This is a genomic window from Serratia sp. LACPHL-BACT-2024-00286 (assembly GCF_043109535.1).
Lineage (GTDB): Bacteria > Pseudomonadota > Gammaproteobacteria > Enterobacterales > Enterobacteriaceae > Serratia > Serratia sarumanii.
In genome coordinates, this window is sequence record NZ_JBICNA010000002.1 from 595244 (window position 1) to 610067 (window position 14824).

A 14824-nucleotide genomic window follows, 5' to 3' on the forward strand; every position below is an offset into this window, starting at 1 on the left:
GCCACGACGCACAGATACCCGCTCACCTTAACCGCGCGGCACGCCCGTCCTGTCGGAGCCTGCCGTCACAGGAGACTTATAGTGTCTGAATTGTCTCAGCTTTCGCCACAGCCGCTGTGGGATATTTTCGCCAAGATCTGTTCTATCCCCCACCCTTCTTATCATGAAGAAGCGCTGGCGCAGCACATCCTCACCTGGGCCAAAGAAAAGAACCTGCACGCCGAGCGCGATCGGGTCGGCAATATCCTGCTGCGCAAGCCGGCCACCAAAGGCATGGAAAATCGCAAGCCGGTCGCGCTGCAGGCGCACCTGGACATGGTGCCGCAAAAGAATAACGACACCGTGCACGACTTTGCCAAGGATCCGATCCAGCCTTATATCGCCGGCGAGTGGGTGAAAGCGCGCGGCACCACGCTGGGCGCCGACAATGGCATCGGCATGGCCTCCGCCCTGGCGGTGCTGGCCGACGACAGCGTTGAGCACGGCCCGCTGGAAGTGCTGCTGACCATGACCGAAGAGGCCGGCATGGACGGCGCCTTCGGGCTGCAGCCGAACTGGCTGCAGGCGGATATCCTGATCAATACCGACTCCGAAGAAGAAGGCGAAATCTACATGGGTTGCGCCGGCGGTATCGACTTCATCACTACCCTGCCGCTGCAGCGCGAAGCGGTGCCGGCCGGTTATCAAACCCTGAAGCTGACCCTCAAGGGCCTGAAAGGCGGCCACTCCGGCGCCGAGATCCACGTCGGTCTGGGCAACGCCAACAAGCTGCTGGCGCGCTTCCTGTTCGCCCATGCGGCGGCGCTGAACCTGCGCGTGCTGGATCTGAACGGCGGCACCCTGCGCAACGCCATCCCGCGTGAAGCCTCTGCGGTGGTTGCGGTGCCGGCGGACAAGGCCGACGCGCTGAAAGCGCTGAGCCAGGAGTTCCTGGCGGTGCTGCAGAACGAACTCTCCGCCAAAGAGAAGAACATCACCGTGCTGCTGGAGCCGACCACCAGCGCTTCGCAGGCGCTGAGCGCCGACAGCCAGCAGCGCTTCCTGGCGCTGCTGAACGGTACGCCGAACGGCGTGATCCGCATGAGCGACGCGGTAAAAGGCGTGGTGGAAACCTCGCTGAACGTCGGCGTGGTCACCACCAGCGAAAACGAAGCGGAAATCATCTGCCTGATCCGTTCCCTTATCGACAGCGGCAAAGACTACGTGGTCGAGATGCTGACCGCGCTGGGCCAGCTGGCCGGCGCTAAGGTGGCGCCGAAGGGCGGCTACCCGGGCTGGCAGCCGGACGCCGACTCGCCGGTGATGCACCTGGTGCGCGAGCTGTATCAGGAGCTGTTCGACAAGACGCCGAACATCATGGTGATCCACGCCGGCCTGGAATGCGGTCTGTTCAAAAAACCGTATCCAAACATGGACATGGTATCGATCGGGCCAACCATCACCGGCCCGCACTCGCCGGATGAGCAAGTGCATATCGAAAGCGTCGGTCTGTACTGGAAGCTGTTGACCTCGCTGCTGAAAGCGATCCCTGAGCGCGCATAAGCCGCGCGCTTAACGCAAAAAGCCGGCGACTTGCCGGCTTTTTTATTCCCAAGGCAGCGCCAGCTGCCGCTCCAGCTGCGGATCGAGCAGCGTCACATGCAGCCCCACCAGCCGCACGCCGCGCCCTTCGCGCCGCTCGCGCCACGCCTGCCGCGCCACCTCCAGCAAATCCTGCCGGTTCAGCACCGGGAACACGTGCTCCTGGGTGGTTTGCTGAAAATCCTGAAACTTCAGCTTCACGCCCTGCCGGGCGATGTGCAGATCCGGCTTCACCTTGCGCAGCCGCATCTCCAGCTCGGGATAGAGTTTGTCGATAATCAGCGTTTCGCAGTCTTCCCAGTCGTGAATGTCTTCCGCCAGCGTGCGCTCCACCCCCACCGATTTGCGCAGCCGCTCAGGAGAGATTTCGCGCCGATCGATGCCCTGACACCGCTCCCACAGCACCCGGCCGAACTTGCCGAAGCGCTTGAGCAGCTGCGCCAAATCGTATTGCTGCACGTCGGCGCAGGTGATAAGCCCCACCTCTTCCAGGCGCTTGGCGGTCACCTTGCCGACGCCGGGGATCTTGCTGAGCGGCAGCTGCTGCAAAAACGCCGGCACCTGCGCCGGCGTGATCACGTACTGCCCGTTCGGCTTGTTCATCTCGGAGGCGATTTTGGCGAGAAACTTGATAGGCGCGACGCCGGCCGACGCGGTGAGGTTCAGCTCGTCGGCGATCGCCTGGCGGATCTTCTGGGCGATCAGCGTCGCCGAACCGTTGCATTGCGGGCTGTCGGTCACGTCGAGGTAGGCTTCATCGAGCGACAGCGGCTCGATCAGCGGGGTATAGCGGGCGAAGATTTCACGGATATGCAGCGAGGCCTCTTTGTAAGCCGCTATGCGCCCCGGCAGCAGGGTGAGGTGCGGGCACAGCTTGAGCGCCATCGCCGTGGACATGGCGCTGTGCACGCCGTAGCGCCGCGCCGGGTAGTTGGCGGTGCTGATCACCCCGCGCCGATCGGCGCTGCCGCCAATCGCCAGCGGGATATCGCGCAGGCTGGGATCGTCGCGCATTTCCACCGCCGCGAAGAAACAGTCCATATCGACATGAATGATTTTACGCATCGCACCCTCCATTAACACTGTATAAGTATACAGTCAGATACCGAAAGCTCAAGGCCGCAGGGTTCGACGAAAGCGCCGTTTCCGCCAGATATTTCCGCGTTGTTAAAAAAGCTTAATTTTTCAATAGTATGATTTCCGCCATCCCGTGCGGCTCACCACAACGACAACGAAAAGGTACCCTACATGATCAGATTTTCTCATTTGCTGCTGGCTTCCGCGCTGTCGCTGAGCGCGCTGGCGGCCAGCGCCGCCGCCGGTCACGCGCCGGCGATCGTCGCCCACCGCGGCGGCACCGCCGATGCGCCGGAAAACACCCGCATCGCCATCGAAACCGCGTTGAAAAACGGCGCCGACGCCATCTGGATCACCCTGCAAGAATCCAAAGACGGCGTCATCGTGCTGTATCGCCCTTCGGATCTGAAAACGTTGACCAACCGACAGGGCCCGGTCTCTGCCTATACCGCCGCGCAGCTGGCCGAGATCGACGCCGGCTGGGCTTTCGCCAAGGGGGATGCGCACCCGTTCCGCGGCCAGGGCATCGGCATTCCGCGGCTGGATGAGGTGTTGAAGGCCTTCCCGCGCGTGACTTTCTATCTGGACATCAAATCCCCGGACGCCGATCCGGCGCAGTTTGGCCGGGCGCTGCTGGCGACGCTGGAAAGCACCGACAGCCTGAACCGCATCCGCGTCTACTCCACCGACGCCAAATACCTGCAGGCGCTGCCGCCGGCCATCCCGCGCTTCGAAAGCCGCGACGAGACCCGCACGCTGCTGGCCAACGTCACCATGGCGCACCAGTGCGATGTCAAACCGGACAACCGCCAGCCGCGCTGGTACGGGCTGGAGCTGAAGCGCGAGGTGGAAGTGGTGGAGAAATATACCCTCGGCGAAGGGCGTTCGAAGGCGTTTCTGACCTGGGATAAAGAGTCGATGGACTGTTTCCGCTCGCAGGGCCCGGCGCACATCATCCTGTTCGGCGTCAACTCGCCGCAGGATTATCAGCAGGCGCTGGCGCTGGGCGCCGACGGCGTGATGGTCAACTCACCGGCCGAGGCAAAAAGCTTCCGCAAGGCGAAGTAACAATAGAACACCGGAGAAAATCTGAGGAAATAAGGATACTCACGCTCCCCAATGAAGGGAATTTCTCCGGGATTTCACGATCAATCAATATTAATATTTTATTTATTATCAATTAAATATATTAAAAATAAAACGTATAGCCACATAATATTCGGTGCATAAATATCCTCTTCTCATAATGCGATCAACGTCTATTTTTCGAACAAAACATCACCATTAGTGACGACAATACTCTAGGATCTGGCCATCTTTGGAAACACGCCAACGATCTGTCTTTCTTAGACTTTTCTAAATAGCACCTCCAGTCATCTAAATAGCTCTACGGGTATCAACATATGCTATGGCATCAGAGGGCTAGAGAATAATGGAATGATTTAAAAGGAATTATATGTCGATAACTTTTAACAAACTTTGGGAAAAGCATCCTCAAATCAATGGGGATGAGTATCCATGCCGCACTGTCCATGGTGATAAAGCCTTTGATGATCAGTGTGCTATACGCATCGGTGCAGCTTTGGTTCATTGTGGGTATGATGTCAGTAAGTTGTCAGGCGTGAACTTTTGTTGGCTACACAAGAAAAGTGAGGGCCATATTTTGCGTGCTGAAGAACTGGCAAATGCCTTAGCACGAACACCGATACCGGGGCTAGGACGCATGGTAAAAGTCACACCCAACCAGTTTGAACGGGTGCTGAAAGGCAAAACCGGCATTATCTTTTTTAAAGATTACTGGCAGCGAGGGAATGAAAACTTTCGCAATCGCTCGGGAGATCATATAGATCTGTGGAACGGTTCTCGTTTAACCACACTATCGAGCTATTTTCGTATTCAATGGGGGCTTTCTTGGGATGAGCGTTTTAGCGATTTCTTTAAATCAAAAGAAGTCTGGTTCTGGCAGGTGATATGAAACGGATAGCAGCAATTATTGCCGGTGCGATAATAGGTATCGGCCTTATGCTCCTGGCTTTTCCCTTTCTCTCAGACTGGATTATTGGCCACGTTGAGGGCGAGGATCAGATGTCGGCTAACTTCGAGTTGCTGGCGATTGGCCTAGTGTTGTGCTGTTTCGTGGGTGGTATACTCGGCAACCTGGCCTATTCAAAATCAAATACCTCCCCCAAATAAAAAACCCGGCCAAGGCCGGGTTTTCGCTACAGCTACAGAATGCGGTGCTTGTCCAGCTGCTCGCGCCGCTGCGCCGCTTTGGCTTCGCGCTTTTTGCGCGCATCGCAAGGCTCCGGGCAGTCGCAGACTTTCTCCATCCCCAATGCGGTGATGCCGCCGCAGCTGCCCTGCAGGCTTTTGCGTTTGAACACGTAACCCAACGACATCCCGCCGACGATCAGCAGGAACAACACGAAGGTGGCGGCGAATACCGTCAACATAGCAACCTCACGAACGCTTTTTCAGGTAGGGTTTGAACGCGTCGGAATAGCGCTCCTCAAACCCGTCGGCGGTTTTCACGATCATAAACACCGGAATGCCGAGCAGATTGGCCAACGCCATGCCGCGCTCCGGCCCCATCACGTTCAGGCCGGTGGACAGGCCGTCAGCGGTCATGCAGGCCGGGCTCAGCACGGTGATCGACACCAAACGGTGGTTGATCGGCCGGCCGGTGATCGGATCGATGGTATGCGAATAGCGCACCCCGTCCTGCTCGAAGTAGTTGCGATAGTCACCCGAGGTGGCGATCGACATCTCCCCCGGCTGGATCACCAGCTGCGCCTGCTGCTGCGTACCGGCGGTCGGGCGCTCGATGGCGATGCGCCACGGCTTTTGCTCGCCATTGCGCCCGCGGGTGCGGACTTCGCCGCCGATATCCACCATGTAGTCTTTCACGTGTTGCGATTGCAGATACTCCGCCACCACGTCCACGCCGTACCCTTTGGCGATCGACGACAGGTCGACATACAGCTCGGGGATGCTTTTCACCAGGGCGCTGCCCTGCACCGACAGTTTTTCGGCGCCGGTCCAGGCGCGGCGATGCGCCAGCTCCGCCTCGCTCGGCACTTTATCCGGCCGCCCTTCCGGGCCAAAGCCCCACAGGTTGACCAGCGGCCCGACGGTCACGTCCAGCGCGCCATCGGTCACGCGGTTGATGCGCAGCGCTTCACGCACCACCTTGGCGGTCGCCGGCGAAACCGGGAACGGCCGGTCAATATCGCGGCTGGCGTTGAAGCGGCTCAGCTCGGAGTCCGGCCGGTAGGTGGACATCTGGTCGTTCACCTGTTCCAGCCGTTTGTCGATCTCCGCCTGCATCTCGCGCGCCGACGGCGTATCGTCGCCGGCCACGTAACGGATCGAATACGAGGTGCCCATGGTTTTACCCGTCAGATCCACCTGTTCCGGCCCGCAGCCGGTCAGCAGCAGGGTGGCGCTCAGCGCCACACCCGTCAGCCAGTTCTTCATCGCCAATGCGCGCATTTAGCCACCAAAGTCATCCAGCATGATGTTCTCGTCTTCGACGCCCAGATCTTTGAGCATCTTGATCACCGCGGCGTTCATCATCGGCGGCCCGCACATGTAAAACTCGCAGTCCTCCGGCGCCGGGTGATTCCTCAGATAGTTCTCCAGCAGAACATTATGGATAAAGCCGGTGTAGCCGGTCCAGTTATCTTCCGGCTGCGGATCCGACAGCGCCACGTGCCAGGTGAAGTTGTCGTTCTCCGCCTGCAGCTGGTTGAAGTCGTCTTCATAGAACATCTCGCGCAGCGAACGCGCGCCGTACCAGAAAGTGATCTTGCGCTTCGAGTTCAGGCGTTTGAGCTGATCGAAGATGTGCGAACGCATCGGCGCCATGCCCGCGCCGCCGCCGATGAAGATCATTTCGGCGTCGGTCTCCTTGGCGAAGAATTCACCGAACGGCCCGGAGATGGTCACCTTGTCACCCGCCTTCAGCGACCAGATATAGGAAGACATGATGCCCGGCGGCACGTCCGGGTTGTTCGGCGGCGGCGTGGCGATACGCACGTTGAGCATGATGATGCCCTTCTCTTCCGGGTAGTTGGCCATCGAGTAGGCGCGCACCGTGGTGTCGTTCACCGTCGAGCGGTAGCGGAACAGATTGAACTTGTCCCAGTCGCCGCGATACTCCTGCGGCACGTCGAAGTCGGCGTAGCTGATGTCGTGCGCCGGCGCTTCGATCTGGATGAAGCCGCCCGCGCGGAACGGCACGTCTTCGCCATCCGGGATCTTCAGCTTCAGCTCTTTGATAAAGGTGGCTTTGTTATCGTTGGAGATAACCTCGCACTCCCATTTCTTCACGCCGAAGATCTCTTCCGGCAGCTCGATCTTCAGGTTCTGCTTCACGTTCACCTGGCACGCCAGGCGGCAACCCTCTTTCGCTTCGCGCTTGTTGATGTGCGAGAGCTCGGTCGGCAGGATATCGCCGCCGCCCTCTTTGATCACCACCCGGCACTGGCCGCAGGAACCACCGCCGCCGCAGGCCGAGGAGACGAAGATCCCCTGGCTGGAGAGCACGTTGAGCAGCTTGTCGCCCGCCGGCGCATGGAAGCTCTTATCCAGATCGCCGTTGATCTCCACCGCGATGTCGCCGGTGTTCACCAGCTTCGATTTGGCGAACAGGATCAGCAACACCAGCACCATCACGATGGTGGTGAACATTGCTACGCCTAAAATAATTTCCATAAATTCTTCCCGCCTTTACAACTGAACACCGGAGAAGGACATGAAGCCCAGCGCCATCAGTCCGGTGGTGATAAAGGTAATGCCCAGGCCGCGCAGCCCCGCCGGCACGTTGGCATACTTGAGTTTCTCGCGGATCCCCGCCATGGCGACGATCGCCAGCATCCAGCCGGTGCCGGAGCCGAAGCCGTACACCACCGATTCGGCGAAGTTATAGTCGCGCTGCACCATGAAGGACACGCCGCCGAAGATGGCGCAGTTCACGGTGATGAGCGGCAGGAAGATGCCGAGCGCGTTATACAGCGACGGGAAGAAGCGATCGAGGATCATCTCCAAAATCTGCACCAGCGCCGCGATCACGCCGATGAAGGTGATGAAGTTGAGGAAGCTCAGATCGACGCCTTCCACCAGCGCGCCGTCGCGCAGGATCAGGTTGTAGACCAGGTTGTTCACCGGCACCGAAATGCCGAGCACGATGGTCACCGCGATGCCCAGGCCAAAGGCGGTCGAGACCTTCTTCGAGACCGCCAGGAAGGTACACATCCCGAGGAAGAACGCCAGCGCCATGTTCTCGACGAACACCGCGCGCACAAACAGGCTGATATAGTGTTCCATCGGCCTTTACTCCTTTTCGATCTGCGCCGGCTTCAGGGTGCGCAGCACCCAGATCAGCAGGCCGATGATGAAGAACGCGCTCGGCGCCAGCAGGAACAGGCCGTTCGGCTGGAACCAGCCGCCGTTCTGCACCGTTTCCAGCACCGGGACGCCGAACAGCTTGCCGGAGCCAATCAGCTCGCGCAGGAAACCGACCAGCACCAGGATCACCCCGTAGCCCAGCCCGTTGCCGATGCCGTCCATAAAGCTCTCGATCGGCGGCGACTTCATGGCGTAAGCCTCGGCGCGCCCCATCACGATACAGTTGGTGATAATGAGTCCAACGAACACCGACAGCTGCTTGGAGATCTCGAACGCGTAGGCGCGCAGCAGCTGATCGACCACGATCACCAGCGAGGCGATGATCGCCATCTGCACGATGATGCGCACGCTGTTGGGAATATGGTGACGGATCAGCGAGATGAAGAAGCTGGAGAACGCCGTGACCAGCGTCACCGCAATGGTCATCACTACCGCCGTCTCCAGCTTGGTGGTCACCGCCAACGCAGAACAGACGCCCAACACCTGCAGGGCGATCGGGTTATTGTCGAACAGCGGCCCCAGCAGGACCCGCTTTATCTCTTTGGAATCAGCCATTTTTCAGCGCTCCTTCACGAACTTTTTTCAGGAACGGGCCGAAGCCGTGCTCGCCCAACCAGAAATCAAACGTATGCTGCACGCCGTTGGAGGTCAGCGTGGCGCCGGACAGGCCGTCCACCCCATGCACATCCCCCTGACGCGCGCCGCCTTTCACCACGCGGATCGCCGGCTGGCCGTTGTCGTCGAACAGCTGTTTGCCGACCCACTGCTGGCGCCAGGACGGGTTCTCGACCTCGCCGCCCAGCCCCGGGGTTTCCCCCTGGTCGTAGTAGGTGATGCCCTTGACCGTGTTGCCGTCGTTATCCAACGCCACGAAGGCGTACATCATCGACCACAGACCGGTGCCGTATACCGGCAGCACAATCTTGTTCACCTGGCCGCTTTCGTCGCGCACCAGGTAGATTTCCGCCTGGTTGCTGCGGCGCTTGATGCCGGCCGGATCGTCGCCCGCCGCCAGCGCCACGCTTTTGGCGTCGTCGCGCAGCGCGGCGCCCAGATCGAACGCCGCCTTGCCGGCGACAAACTCGCCGCTGTTGAGATCCACCAGGCGCGGTTCGATGCGCTCGCTGTACAGGCGCTTGACCTGCTCGCTCTCCATTTTCGGCTGCAACAGGCCGGCTACATCGAGAATATTGCGCTGCTTGTCGAGCAGCTTTTGCTCCTGCTGTTTGGACTTCAGGCCGACGGCGGAGCCCGCCACCACCACTGAACACACCAGACACAGCAGCAGCACTACCAGCAGCGTTTTACCGATGCCGTCGTTTTTCGCTTCATTCGCCACGGGCTTTTCTCCGCTTGATGTTGGCCTGCACCACCAGATAATCGAACAGCGGTGCGAACAGGTTGGCGAACAGGATCGCCAGCATCATGCCTTCCGGATAGGCGGGGTTGACCACCCGGATCAGCACGCACATCACGCCGATCAGAATGCCGTACCACCATTTCCCCTTGTTGGTGAAGGAGGCGGAAACCGGGTCGGTCGCCATAAAGATCATGCCGAAGGCAAAACCGCCCAGCACCAGATGCCAGTACCACGGCATGGCGAACATCGGGTTGGTATCGGAACCGATGGCGTTGAACAACAGGGCGGAAGCCACCATGCCGAGCATCACGCCGGCGACGATGCGCCAGGAGGCCACGCGGCCGAACAGGATAATCGCTCCGCCGATCAGGATCATCAGCGTGGAGACTTCACCGACGGAGCCGGGAATGTTGCCGAGGAAGGCGTCCATCCAACTGATGGACTGGCCGGTGGCCACGTTGCTCAGGCTGTGCGCCCCGCCTGCGCTCCACTGCGCCAGCGGCGTCGCGCCGGAGAAACCGTCCGCGGAAGTCCACACCAGATCGCCGGAGATCTGCGCCGGGTAGGCGAAGAACAGGAAGGCGCGGCCGGCCAACGCCGGGTTGAGGAAGTTGCGCCCGGTGCCGCCGAAGATCTCTTTGGCCACCACCACGCCGAAGGTGATACCCAGCGCGGCCTGCCACAGCGGCAGGGTCGGCGGCACGATCAGCGCGAACAGGATAGAGGTGACGAAGAAGCCTTCGTTGACCTCATGCTTGCGGATAATGGCGAACAGCACTTCCCAGAAGCCGCCGACGACAAACACCACGGCGTAGATCGGCAGGAAGTAACAGGCGCCCAGCACCATCTTGCTGACCCAGCCGGCGTCGGCCGCCAGCGAGGCGCCGAGCCACTGCGCCAGGCGATAATGCCAGTCGCCCGCCAGCACCTGTTGCAGCTCGTCGCCGCTGTACAGATGGTGCAGCGCCGGGATCGCCTGTTGGCCGACGTTGTACATGCCCCAGAACATCGCCGGGAACACCGCCAGCCACACCAGGATCATCATGCGTTTCAAATCGATGGCGTCGCGCACGTGCGAAGCGCCGCGCGTCACCGTGCCGGGGGTGTAAAACACCGTGGTAGTCGCTTCATACAGCGGGTACCACTTTTCCAGTTTGCCGCCCGGCGTGAAGTGATGCTCTATCTTCTCAAAATAATTCTTCAGGCCCATCGGTTATCCTTCCTGCTCAATCTTGGTCAGCACCTCGCGCAGCACCGGCGCGTACTCATACTTGCCGGGGCAAACGAAGGTGCACAGCGCCAGATCTTCCTCGTCCAGCTCCAGACAGCCCAGCGCCTGCGCGCTGTCGCTGTCGCCCGCCAGCAGATCGCGCAGCAGCAGCGTCGGCAAAATATCCAGCGGCATCACCCGCTCGTAGTTGCCGATCGGCACCATGGCGCGTTCGCCGCCATTAGTGGTGGTCGAGAAGGCGAACAGTTTGTTCTTCAGGAAGTGGCCCAGCGTGGTGCGGGTAATGGAGAACTTGTTCGGCGAAGGCACGATCCAACCGAACAGCTCTTTGTCGCGCCCTTCTTCCAGCACCGACACCTGCGAGTGGAAGCGGCCGAGCCAGGCGTTCGGCCCAGTGGCGTGCATGCCGTTCAGCACCGAACCTGAGATCACCCGATTCTCGCCGTTTTTCAGGCGGCCGGCGGTCAGCTCATCGAGGCTGGCCCCCAGGCGGGTGCGCAGCAGCGCCGGCTGCGCCACCTGCGGCCCGGCCAGCGCCACGACCCGGCGGGTATCGAGCTGACCGGTGGTAAACAGCGTGCCGATGGCGATGACGTCCTGATAGCCGATGTGCCAAACGGTTTTCTTCAGGCTGACCGGTTCGAGGAAGTGAATGTGGGTGCCCACCAGCCCGGCGGGATGCGGGCCGGCAAATTCGCTGTAGGCGATCTGCGGGCCGCTCTGCTGGCCAACGGAGGCGCCGGCGGCGTGGCATACGTGCACCTTGCCCGCCGTCAGGCGCGCCAACACCACCAGCCCGGCGTTGAACGCCGCCTGCTGTTCGGCGATGATCACCTGCGGATCGGCGGCCAACGGCCGGGTATCCATCGCGGTGACGAAAATGGCGCGCGGTTCGCTGCCGGGGCTCGGCGTTTTGCTGAACGGGCGGGTGCGCAGCGCGGTCCACAGGCCGCTGGCGATCAGTTCGCTCTCGACCTGTTCGCGCGGCAACTGGGCCAGTTCACCCAGCGGGTAATGCGCAAACTCGAGCTGGTCATCGCCGCCGTTTTCCAGCGCAATCACCACCGATTGCAATACGCGCCGCTCGCCGCGGTTAATCGCGGCGATGCGGCCGCTGGCGGGAGCCGTGAAGAAAACCCCGGGGTTTTTCTTATCTTCGAACAACGCCTGGCCTTTCTTAACGGTATCGCCTTCCTGCACCAGCATGGAGGGACGCATTCCGACATACTCTTCCCCAAGCAGGGCAACATGCTGAATGTTCGGGCCGTCTTGGATCGCCTGAACCGGGGCTCCGGCTATCGGCAGATCTAACCCTTTTCTGATCTTAATCATAGGATTTATACGATGTAGTTTGGTTTACACGTCTGCCCGGCCCCAGAGGCGGGTGCTGACGATGCCAGGATTGCCGGGCAGTGCGCATGACGGCACGCCCAACATGAACTTTCTCGCAGTGAAAAACTGGGGTAACGCGCATTCCCTTGATTCCCCCTTTCCGTTGTTAGCGCGACGGTCGATATGTTAACGGCCTGTAGCCAAATAACCATCAAAATGGCCGGGTTATATGCCATAACTCCTGCCGCTTCAATCGCCACAGCGCGTTAAATTGAAGGGGGAATATTAACATTGTTCGCAACATTGTTCTGCGTTCCGTCGTGACTTGGGTCAAGCAAACGCAATTAAATTTCGCCTGTTTTTCACTACTTATCGTTAAAATCTGCAGGTCATTTCACTTTTATCGAGCTTTGTCGTTTTTTTATACATATCACGTATTGCTAAAAATAAACGCGCTGGTAATCTGGCGGTGTTTTGCAGCAGTAAAAACAATATCAGTGGCATGCCGACCAACGTCATTGCGCCGGCAAATAAATATAAGCAGGAATAATAATGAGCAAAATCGCGCTGTTGTTTGCGATGCTTGTTTCTATGCCGATGATCACGGCCTGCAGCGCCAGCGAGCAGGTACCCGAAGCGCCGGTAGTTAAACAGCAATTATTGGGTTCGCCGGTCTATATTCAGATCTTCAAAGAGGAACGCAAGCTGGAATTGTATGCCAAAATGGGCAATGAATTCCGCCTGGTCAACACGTTCCCGATCTGTAATTTCTCCGGCGGGCTGGGTCCTAAACGCCGTGAAGGCGACTTTAAAAGTCCGGAAGGCTTTTATAGCGTTGACGCGCGCCATCTGAAACCCGACAGCAAGTATTATCGGGCGATCAATATCGGTTTCCCTAATGATTACGATAAGTCGCAGGGCTATTCCGGCGCTTATCTGATGATCCACGGCGAATGTAAATCGATTGGCTGTTACGCGATGACCAACACCTATATGGACGAGATCTATCGCTACGTCGAAGCCGCCTTCGCCTATGGCCAAAGCCGCGTCAACATCAGCATTTACCCGTTCCGCATGACCGAGCAAAACCTCAAGCGCCATGCGTCATCCAGCTATATCGCCTTCTGGCGCCAGCTGAAGCCGGGCTACGATTACTTCGCGAAGAACCACCAGCCGCCGACAATGGGCGTGGTCAATGGCCAGTACGTCTTGGGTCAACCGTTGATGAGCAGCGGCGGCATGATGACGCAGTACGCGTCAGCCAGCCCGACGCCCAACACCAATCCCTTCGCTCAGAACAAGCCGCTCACCGAAGTGAAATAACGCGAACTCGCCTGGCTCAATCTTGTGCCAGGTTTCGTTGGCGGTCAGCGGTTGGGTGGCGATCACCGTGACCACATCGTTCGGTGTGGTCTGCTGCTGAAAATCGATTTCCACGTCCTGATCGAGCAGCGTCGCCTTGCCGAACGGCGCGCGGCGCGTGATCCAATACAGGTTGGTGGAACAATAGGCCATCACGAAGCGCCCGTCCGACAACAGCATGTTGAACACCCCCTTCTTGCGCAGCTGGCTCGCCAACAGGCCGATATAGCGGAAAACCGCCGGCCATTGGCTCGGGGTGCGCGGGTATTTCAGCGCCAGCTGATGCAGCAGCCAGCAGAACGCGTATTCGCTGTCGGTCTGGCCGACCGGGCGAAACGTGCCGGTATCCAGCTGACGATAGCCTTTCAATTGGCCGTTGTGCGCGTAGGTCCAGTTGCGGCCCCACAGTTCGCGGGTGAACGGGTGGGTGTTTTCCAGCGCCACCTCGCCGCGATTGGCCTGGCGAATATGGGACACCACCGCGCAGGACTTGATCGGATAGTCCTGCACCAGGCGGGCGATCGGCGAGTTGAAGCTCGGCTGCGGATCCTTGAATGTGCGGCAACCGTTCCCTTCATAGAAGGTAATGCCCCAGCCATCCTTATGCGGCCCGGTGCGGCCGCCGCGCTGTACCAGGCCGGTAAAGCTGAAGCAGATATCGGTCGGTACGTTTGCGCTCATCCCGAGCAGTTCACACATCGCCAGCACTCCTTAACCACACTGACACAGGCAGTACGGGCGCAGCATGCGGCGCCCGCCGTCTTATTCATGGGGAGCCGCAGCTCCCCGCAGGCTATCAAGCCTTAACCATCTCTTTTTCGATCAGCTGAATCAAGATGTGAATCGCTTTAATGTGGATTTCCTGAATGCGGTCGGCGTAGCCGAAGTGCGGCACGCGAATTTCCACATCGGCGGAACCCGCCATCTTGCCGCCGTCCTTGCCGGTCAGGGTGATCACTTTCATCCCCTTGGCGCGCGCCGCGTCGATGGCCTTGATGATGTTGCCGGAATTGCCGGAGGTGGAAATGCCCAGCAGCACGTCGCCTTCGCGGCCTACCGCTTCCACATAGCGAGAGAACACGTACTCATAGCCGAAGTCGTTGCTGACGCAGGACAGGTGGCTCACGTCCGAGATGGCAATCGCCGGGTAGCCCGGGCGGTTTTCACGGTAGCGGCCGGTCAGCTCTTCGGCGAAGTGCATCGCGTCGCAATGGGAACCGCCGTTGCCGCAGGAAATCACTTTACCGCCGGCTTTGAAGGAATCCGCCAGCAGCACCGCGGCGCGTTGGATGGCGTCGATGTTGGCGTCGTCATTGATAAATTTCGCCAGGGTATCAGCCGCTTCGTTCAGTTCACTGCGAATAAGGTCGTGGTACATGAGGAACCTCTTGTTATCGTCAAATCTTCCGCTCCGCAGTGTACCGGATCGCGGAAACAGCGAGAAGCATTCTCAGCCAAACAGCGCGCCGGTT

Annotated in this window: 16 protein-coding genes; 5 read left to right on the forward strand and 11 right to left on the reverse strand. The window is 59.5% G+C overall.

Going from position 1 to position 14824, the window contains the following annotated elements; all coding sequences use genetic code 11:
- The first annotated feature begins 81 nt into the window (after nt 1–81).
- Complete coding sequence (pepD, locus tag ACF8MC_RS09490; RefSeq protein ID WP_033649935.1) at nt 82–1542, forward strand: beta-Ala-His dipeptidase; 1461 nt, start codon at nt 82–84, stop codon at nt 1540–1542.
- A 42-nt stretch (nt 1543–1584) separates the two neighbouring features.
- On the opposite strand, the gene dinB is transcribed toward pepD, so the two are convergent.
- Nucleotides 1585–2646: a DNA polymerase IV gene (dinB, locus tag ACF8MC_RS09495; RefSeq protein ID WP_103774566.1), complete on the reverse strand. Its 1062-nt coding sequence runs from the start codon at nt 2644–2646 to the stop codon at nt 1585–1587.
- A gap of 183 nt (nt 2647–2829) precedes the next feature.
- On the opposite strand from dinB, the gene ACF8MC_RS09500 reads away from it, so the two are divergent.
- The 3 genes from ACF8MC_RS09500 (at nt 2830) to ACF8MC_RS09510 (ending at nt 4851) form a co-directional block, all read left to right on the forward strand.
- On the forward strand, nt 2830–3726 hold the full coding sequence (locus ACF8MC_RS09500) for a glycerophosphodiester phosphodiesterase family protein (protein ID WP_049196488.1): 897 nt from the start codon (nt 2830–2832) through the stop codon (nt 3724–3726).
- A 388-nt stretch (nt 3727–4114) separates the two neighbouring features.
- Nucleotides 4115–4633 (forward strand): type VI secretion system amidase effector protein Tae4, encoded by a 519-nt coding sequence (locus tag ACF8MC_RS09505; protein WP_164105761.1) that lies wholly within the window; start codon nt 4115–4117, stop codon nt 4631–4633.
- Complete coding sequence (locus ACF8MC_RS09510) at nt 4630–4851, forward strand: hypothetical protein (RefSeq protein WP_049196489.1); 222 nt, start codon at nt 4630–4632, stop codon at nt 4849–4851. Before ACF8MC_RS09505 ends, ACF8MC_RS09510 begins: the two co-directional genes overlap by 4 nt.
- 32 nt (nt 4852–4883) lie before the next feature.
- Here the strand turns inward: ACF8MC_RS09510 and nqrM are convergent, their stop codons facing one another.
- From nqrM to ACF8MC_RS09550, 8 genes are read right to left on the reverse strand one after another with little or no spacing between them, the layout of a single operon-like run.
- The gene (nqrM, locus tag ACF8MC_RS09515; RefSeq protein WP_004930244.1) at nt 4884–5111 is read right to left on the reverse strand and encodes a (Na+)-NQR maturation NqrM; all 228 of its coding nucleotides are present in this window, start codon (nt 5109–5111) and stop codon (nt 4884–4886) included.
- 7 nt (nt 5112–5118) lie between these two features.
- Nucleotides 5119–6150 carry an FAD:protein FMN transferase gene (locus tag ACF8MC_RS09520; RefSeq protein ID WP_047569185.1) on the reverse strand — a complete coding sequence of 344 codons (1032 nt, stop codon included), beginning with the start codon at nt 6148–6150 and terminating at the stop codon, nt 5119–5121.
- Nucleotides 6151–7374, reverse strand: a complete 1224-nt coding sequence (gene nqrF, locus ACF8MC_RS09525; RefSeq protein ID WP_033637209.1) for an NADH:ubiquinone reductase (Na(+)-transporting) subunit F — start codon at nt 7372–7374, stop codon at nt 6151–6153.
- A gap of 15 nt (nt 7375–7389) precedes the next feature.
- The gene (nqrE, locus tag ACF8MC_RS09530) at nt 7390–7986 is read right to left on the reverse strand and encodes an NADH:ubiquinone reductase (Na(+)-transporting) subunit E (protein WP_004930235.1); all 597 of its coding nucleotides are present in this window, start codon (nt 7984–7986) and stop codon (nt 7390–7392) included.
- 6 nt (nt 7987–7992) lie between these two features.
- Nucleotides 7993–8622 (reverse strand): NADH:ubiquinone reductase (Na(+)-transporting) subunit D, encoded by a 630-nt coding sequence (locus ACF8MC_RS09535; protein ID WP_033653338.1) that lies wholly within the window; start codon nt 8620–8622, stop codon nt 7993–7995.
- Nucleotides 8615–9406, reverse strand: coding sequence for a Na(+)-translocating NADH-quinone reductase subunit C (locus ACF8MC_RS09540; RefSeq protein ID WP_049196495.1), 792 nt, complete (start codon nt 9404–9406; stop codon nt 8615–8617). Before ACF8MC_RS09540 ends, ACF8MC_RS09535 begins: the two co-directional genes overlap by 8 nt.
- Nucleotides 9396–10637, reverse strand: coding sequence for an NADH:ubiquinone reductase (Na(+)-transporting) subunit B (locus ACF8MC_RS09545; RefSeq protein WP_033637208.1), 1242 nt, complete (start codon nt 10635–10637; stop codon nt 9396–9398). The genes ACF8MC_RS09540 and ACF8MC_RS09545 overlap by 11 nt, the downstream gene beginning before the upstream one ends.
- A 3-nt stretch (nt 10638–10640) precedes the next feature.
- Complete coding sequence (locus tag ACF8MC_RS09550) at nt 10641–11990, reverse strand: Na(+)-translocating NADH-quinone reductase subunit A (RefSeq protein WP_039567060.1); 1350 nt, start codon at nt 11988–11990, stop codon at nt 10641–10643.
- A 552-nt stretch (nt 11991–12542) separates the two neighbouring features.
- Here ACF8MC_RS09550 and dpaA point away from each other — a divergent pair.
- Nucleotides 12543–13313, forward strand: coding sequence for a peptidoglycan meso-diaminopimelic acid protein amidase (gene dpaA, locus ACF8MC_RS09555; protein ID WP_033637205.1), 771 nt, complete (start codon nt 12543–12545; stop codon nt 13311–13313).
- On the opposite strand, the gene ACF8MC_RS09560 is transcribed toward dpaA, so the two are convergent.
- Nucleotides 13248–14051 carry a class II glutamine amidotransferase gene (locus ACF8MC_RS09560; RefSeq protein ID WP_019454310.1) on the reverse strand — a complete coding sequence of 268 codons (804 nt, stop codon included), beginning with the start codon at nt 14049–14051 and terminating at the stop codon, nt 13248–13250. The two genes, dpaA and ACF8MC_RS09560, sit on opposite strands and share 66 nt — an antisense overlap.
- Nucleotides 14052–14148: 97 nt before the next feature.
- Nucleotides 14149–14730, reverse strand: a complete 582-nt coding sequence (gene lpcA, locus ACF8MC_RS09565; RefSeq protein ID WP_004930220.1) for a D-sedoheptulose 7-phosphate isomerase — start codon at nt 14728–14730, stop codon at nt 14149–14151.
- Nucleotides 14731–14824: the final 94 nt, after the last annotated feature.

Coding starts and splice junctions, on each gene's coding strand:
- dinB (WP_103774566.1), bottom strand. CDS start 2,646: ATGCGTAAAATCATTCATGTCGATATGGACTGTTTCTTCGCGGCGGTG.
- ACF8MC_RS09500 (WP_049196488.1), top strand. CDS start 2,830: ATGATCAGATTTTCTCATTTGCTGCTGGCTTCCGCGCTGTCGCTGAGC.
- ACF8MC_RS09505 (WP_164105761.1), top strand. CDS start 4,115: ATGTCGATAACTTTTAACAAACTTTGGGAAAAGCATCCTCAAATCAAT.
- ACF8MC_RS09510 (WP_049196489.1), top strand. CDS start 4,630: ATGAAACGGATAGCAGCAATTATTGCCGGTGCGATAATAGGTATCGGC.
- nqrM (WP_004930244.1), bottom strand. CDS start 5,111: ATGTTGACGGTATTCGCCGCCACCTTCGTGTTGTTCCTGCTGATCGTC.
- ACF8MC_RS09520 (WP_047569185.1), bottom strand. CDS start 6,150: ATGCGCGCATTGGCGATGAAGAACTGGCTGACGGGTGTGGCGCTGAGC.
- nqrF (WP_033637209.1), bottom strand. CDS start 7,374: ATGGAAATTATTTTAGGCGTAGCAATGTTCACCACCATCGTGATGGTG.
- nqrE (WP_004930235.1), bottom strand. CDS start 7,986: ATGGAACACTATATCAGCCTGTTTGTGCGCGCGGTGTTCGTCGAGAAC.
- ACF8MC_RS09535 (WP_033653338.1), bottom strand. CDS start 8,622: ATGGCTGATTCCAAAGAGATAAAGCGGGTCCTGCTGGGGCCGCTGTTC.
- ACF8MC_RS09545 (WP_033637208.1), bottom strand. CDS start 10,637: ATGGGCCTGAAGAATTATTTTGAGAAGATAGAGCATCACTTCACGCCG.
- ACF8MC_RS09550 (WP_039567060.1), bottom strand. CDS start 11,990: ATGATTAAGATCAGAAAAGGGTTAGATCTGCCGATAGCCGGAGCCCCG.
- dpaA (WP_033637205.1), top strand. CDS start 12,543: ATGAGCAAAATCGCGCTGTTGTTTGCGATGCTTGTTTCTATGCCGATG.
- ACF8MC_RS09560 (WP_019454310.1), bottom strand. CDS start 14,051: ATGTGTGAACTGCTCGGGATGAGCGCAAACGTACCGACCGATATCTGC.
- lpcA (WP_004930220.1), bottom strand. CDS start 14,730: ATGTACCACGACCTTATTCGCAGTGAACTGAACGAAGCGGCTGATACC.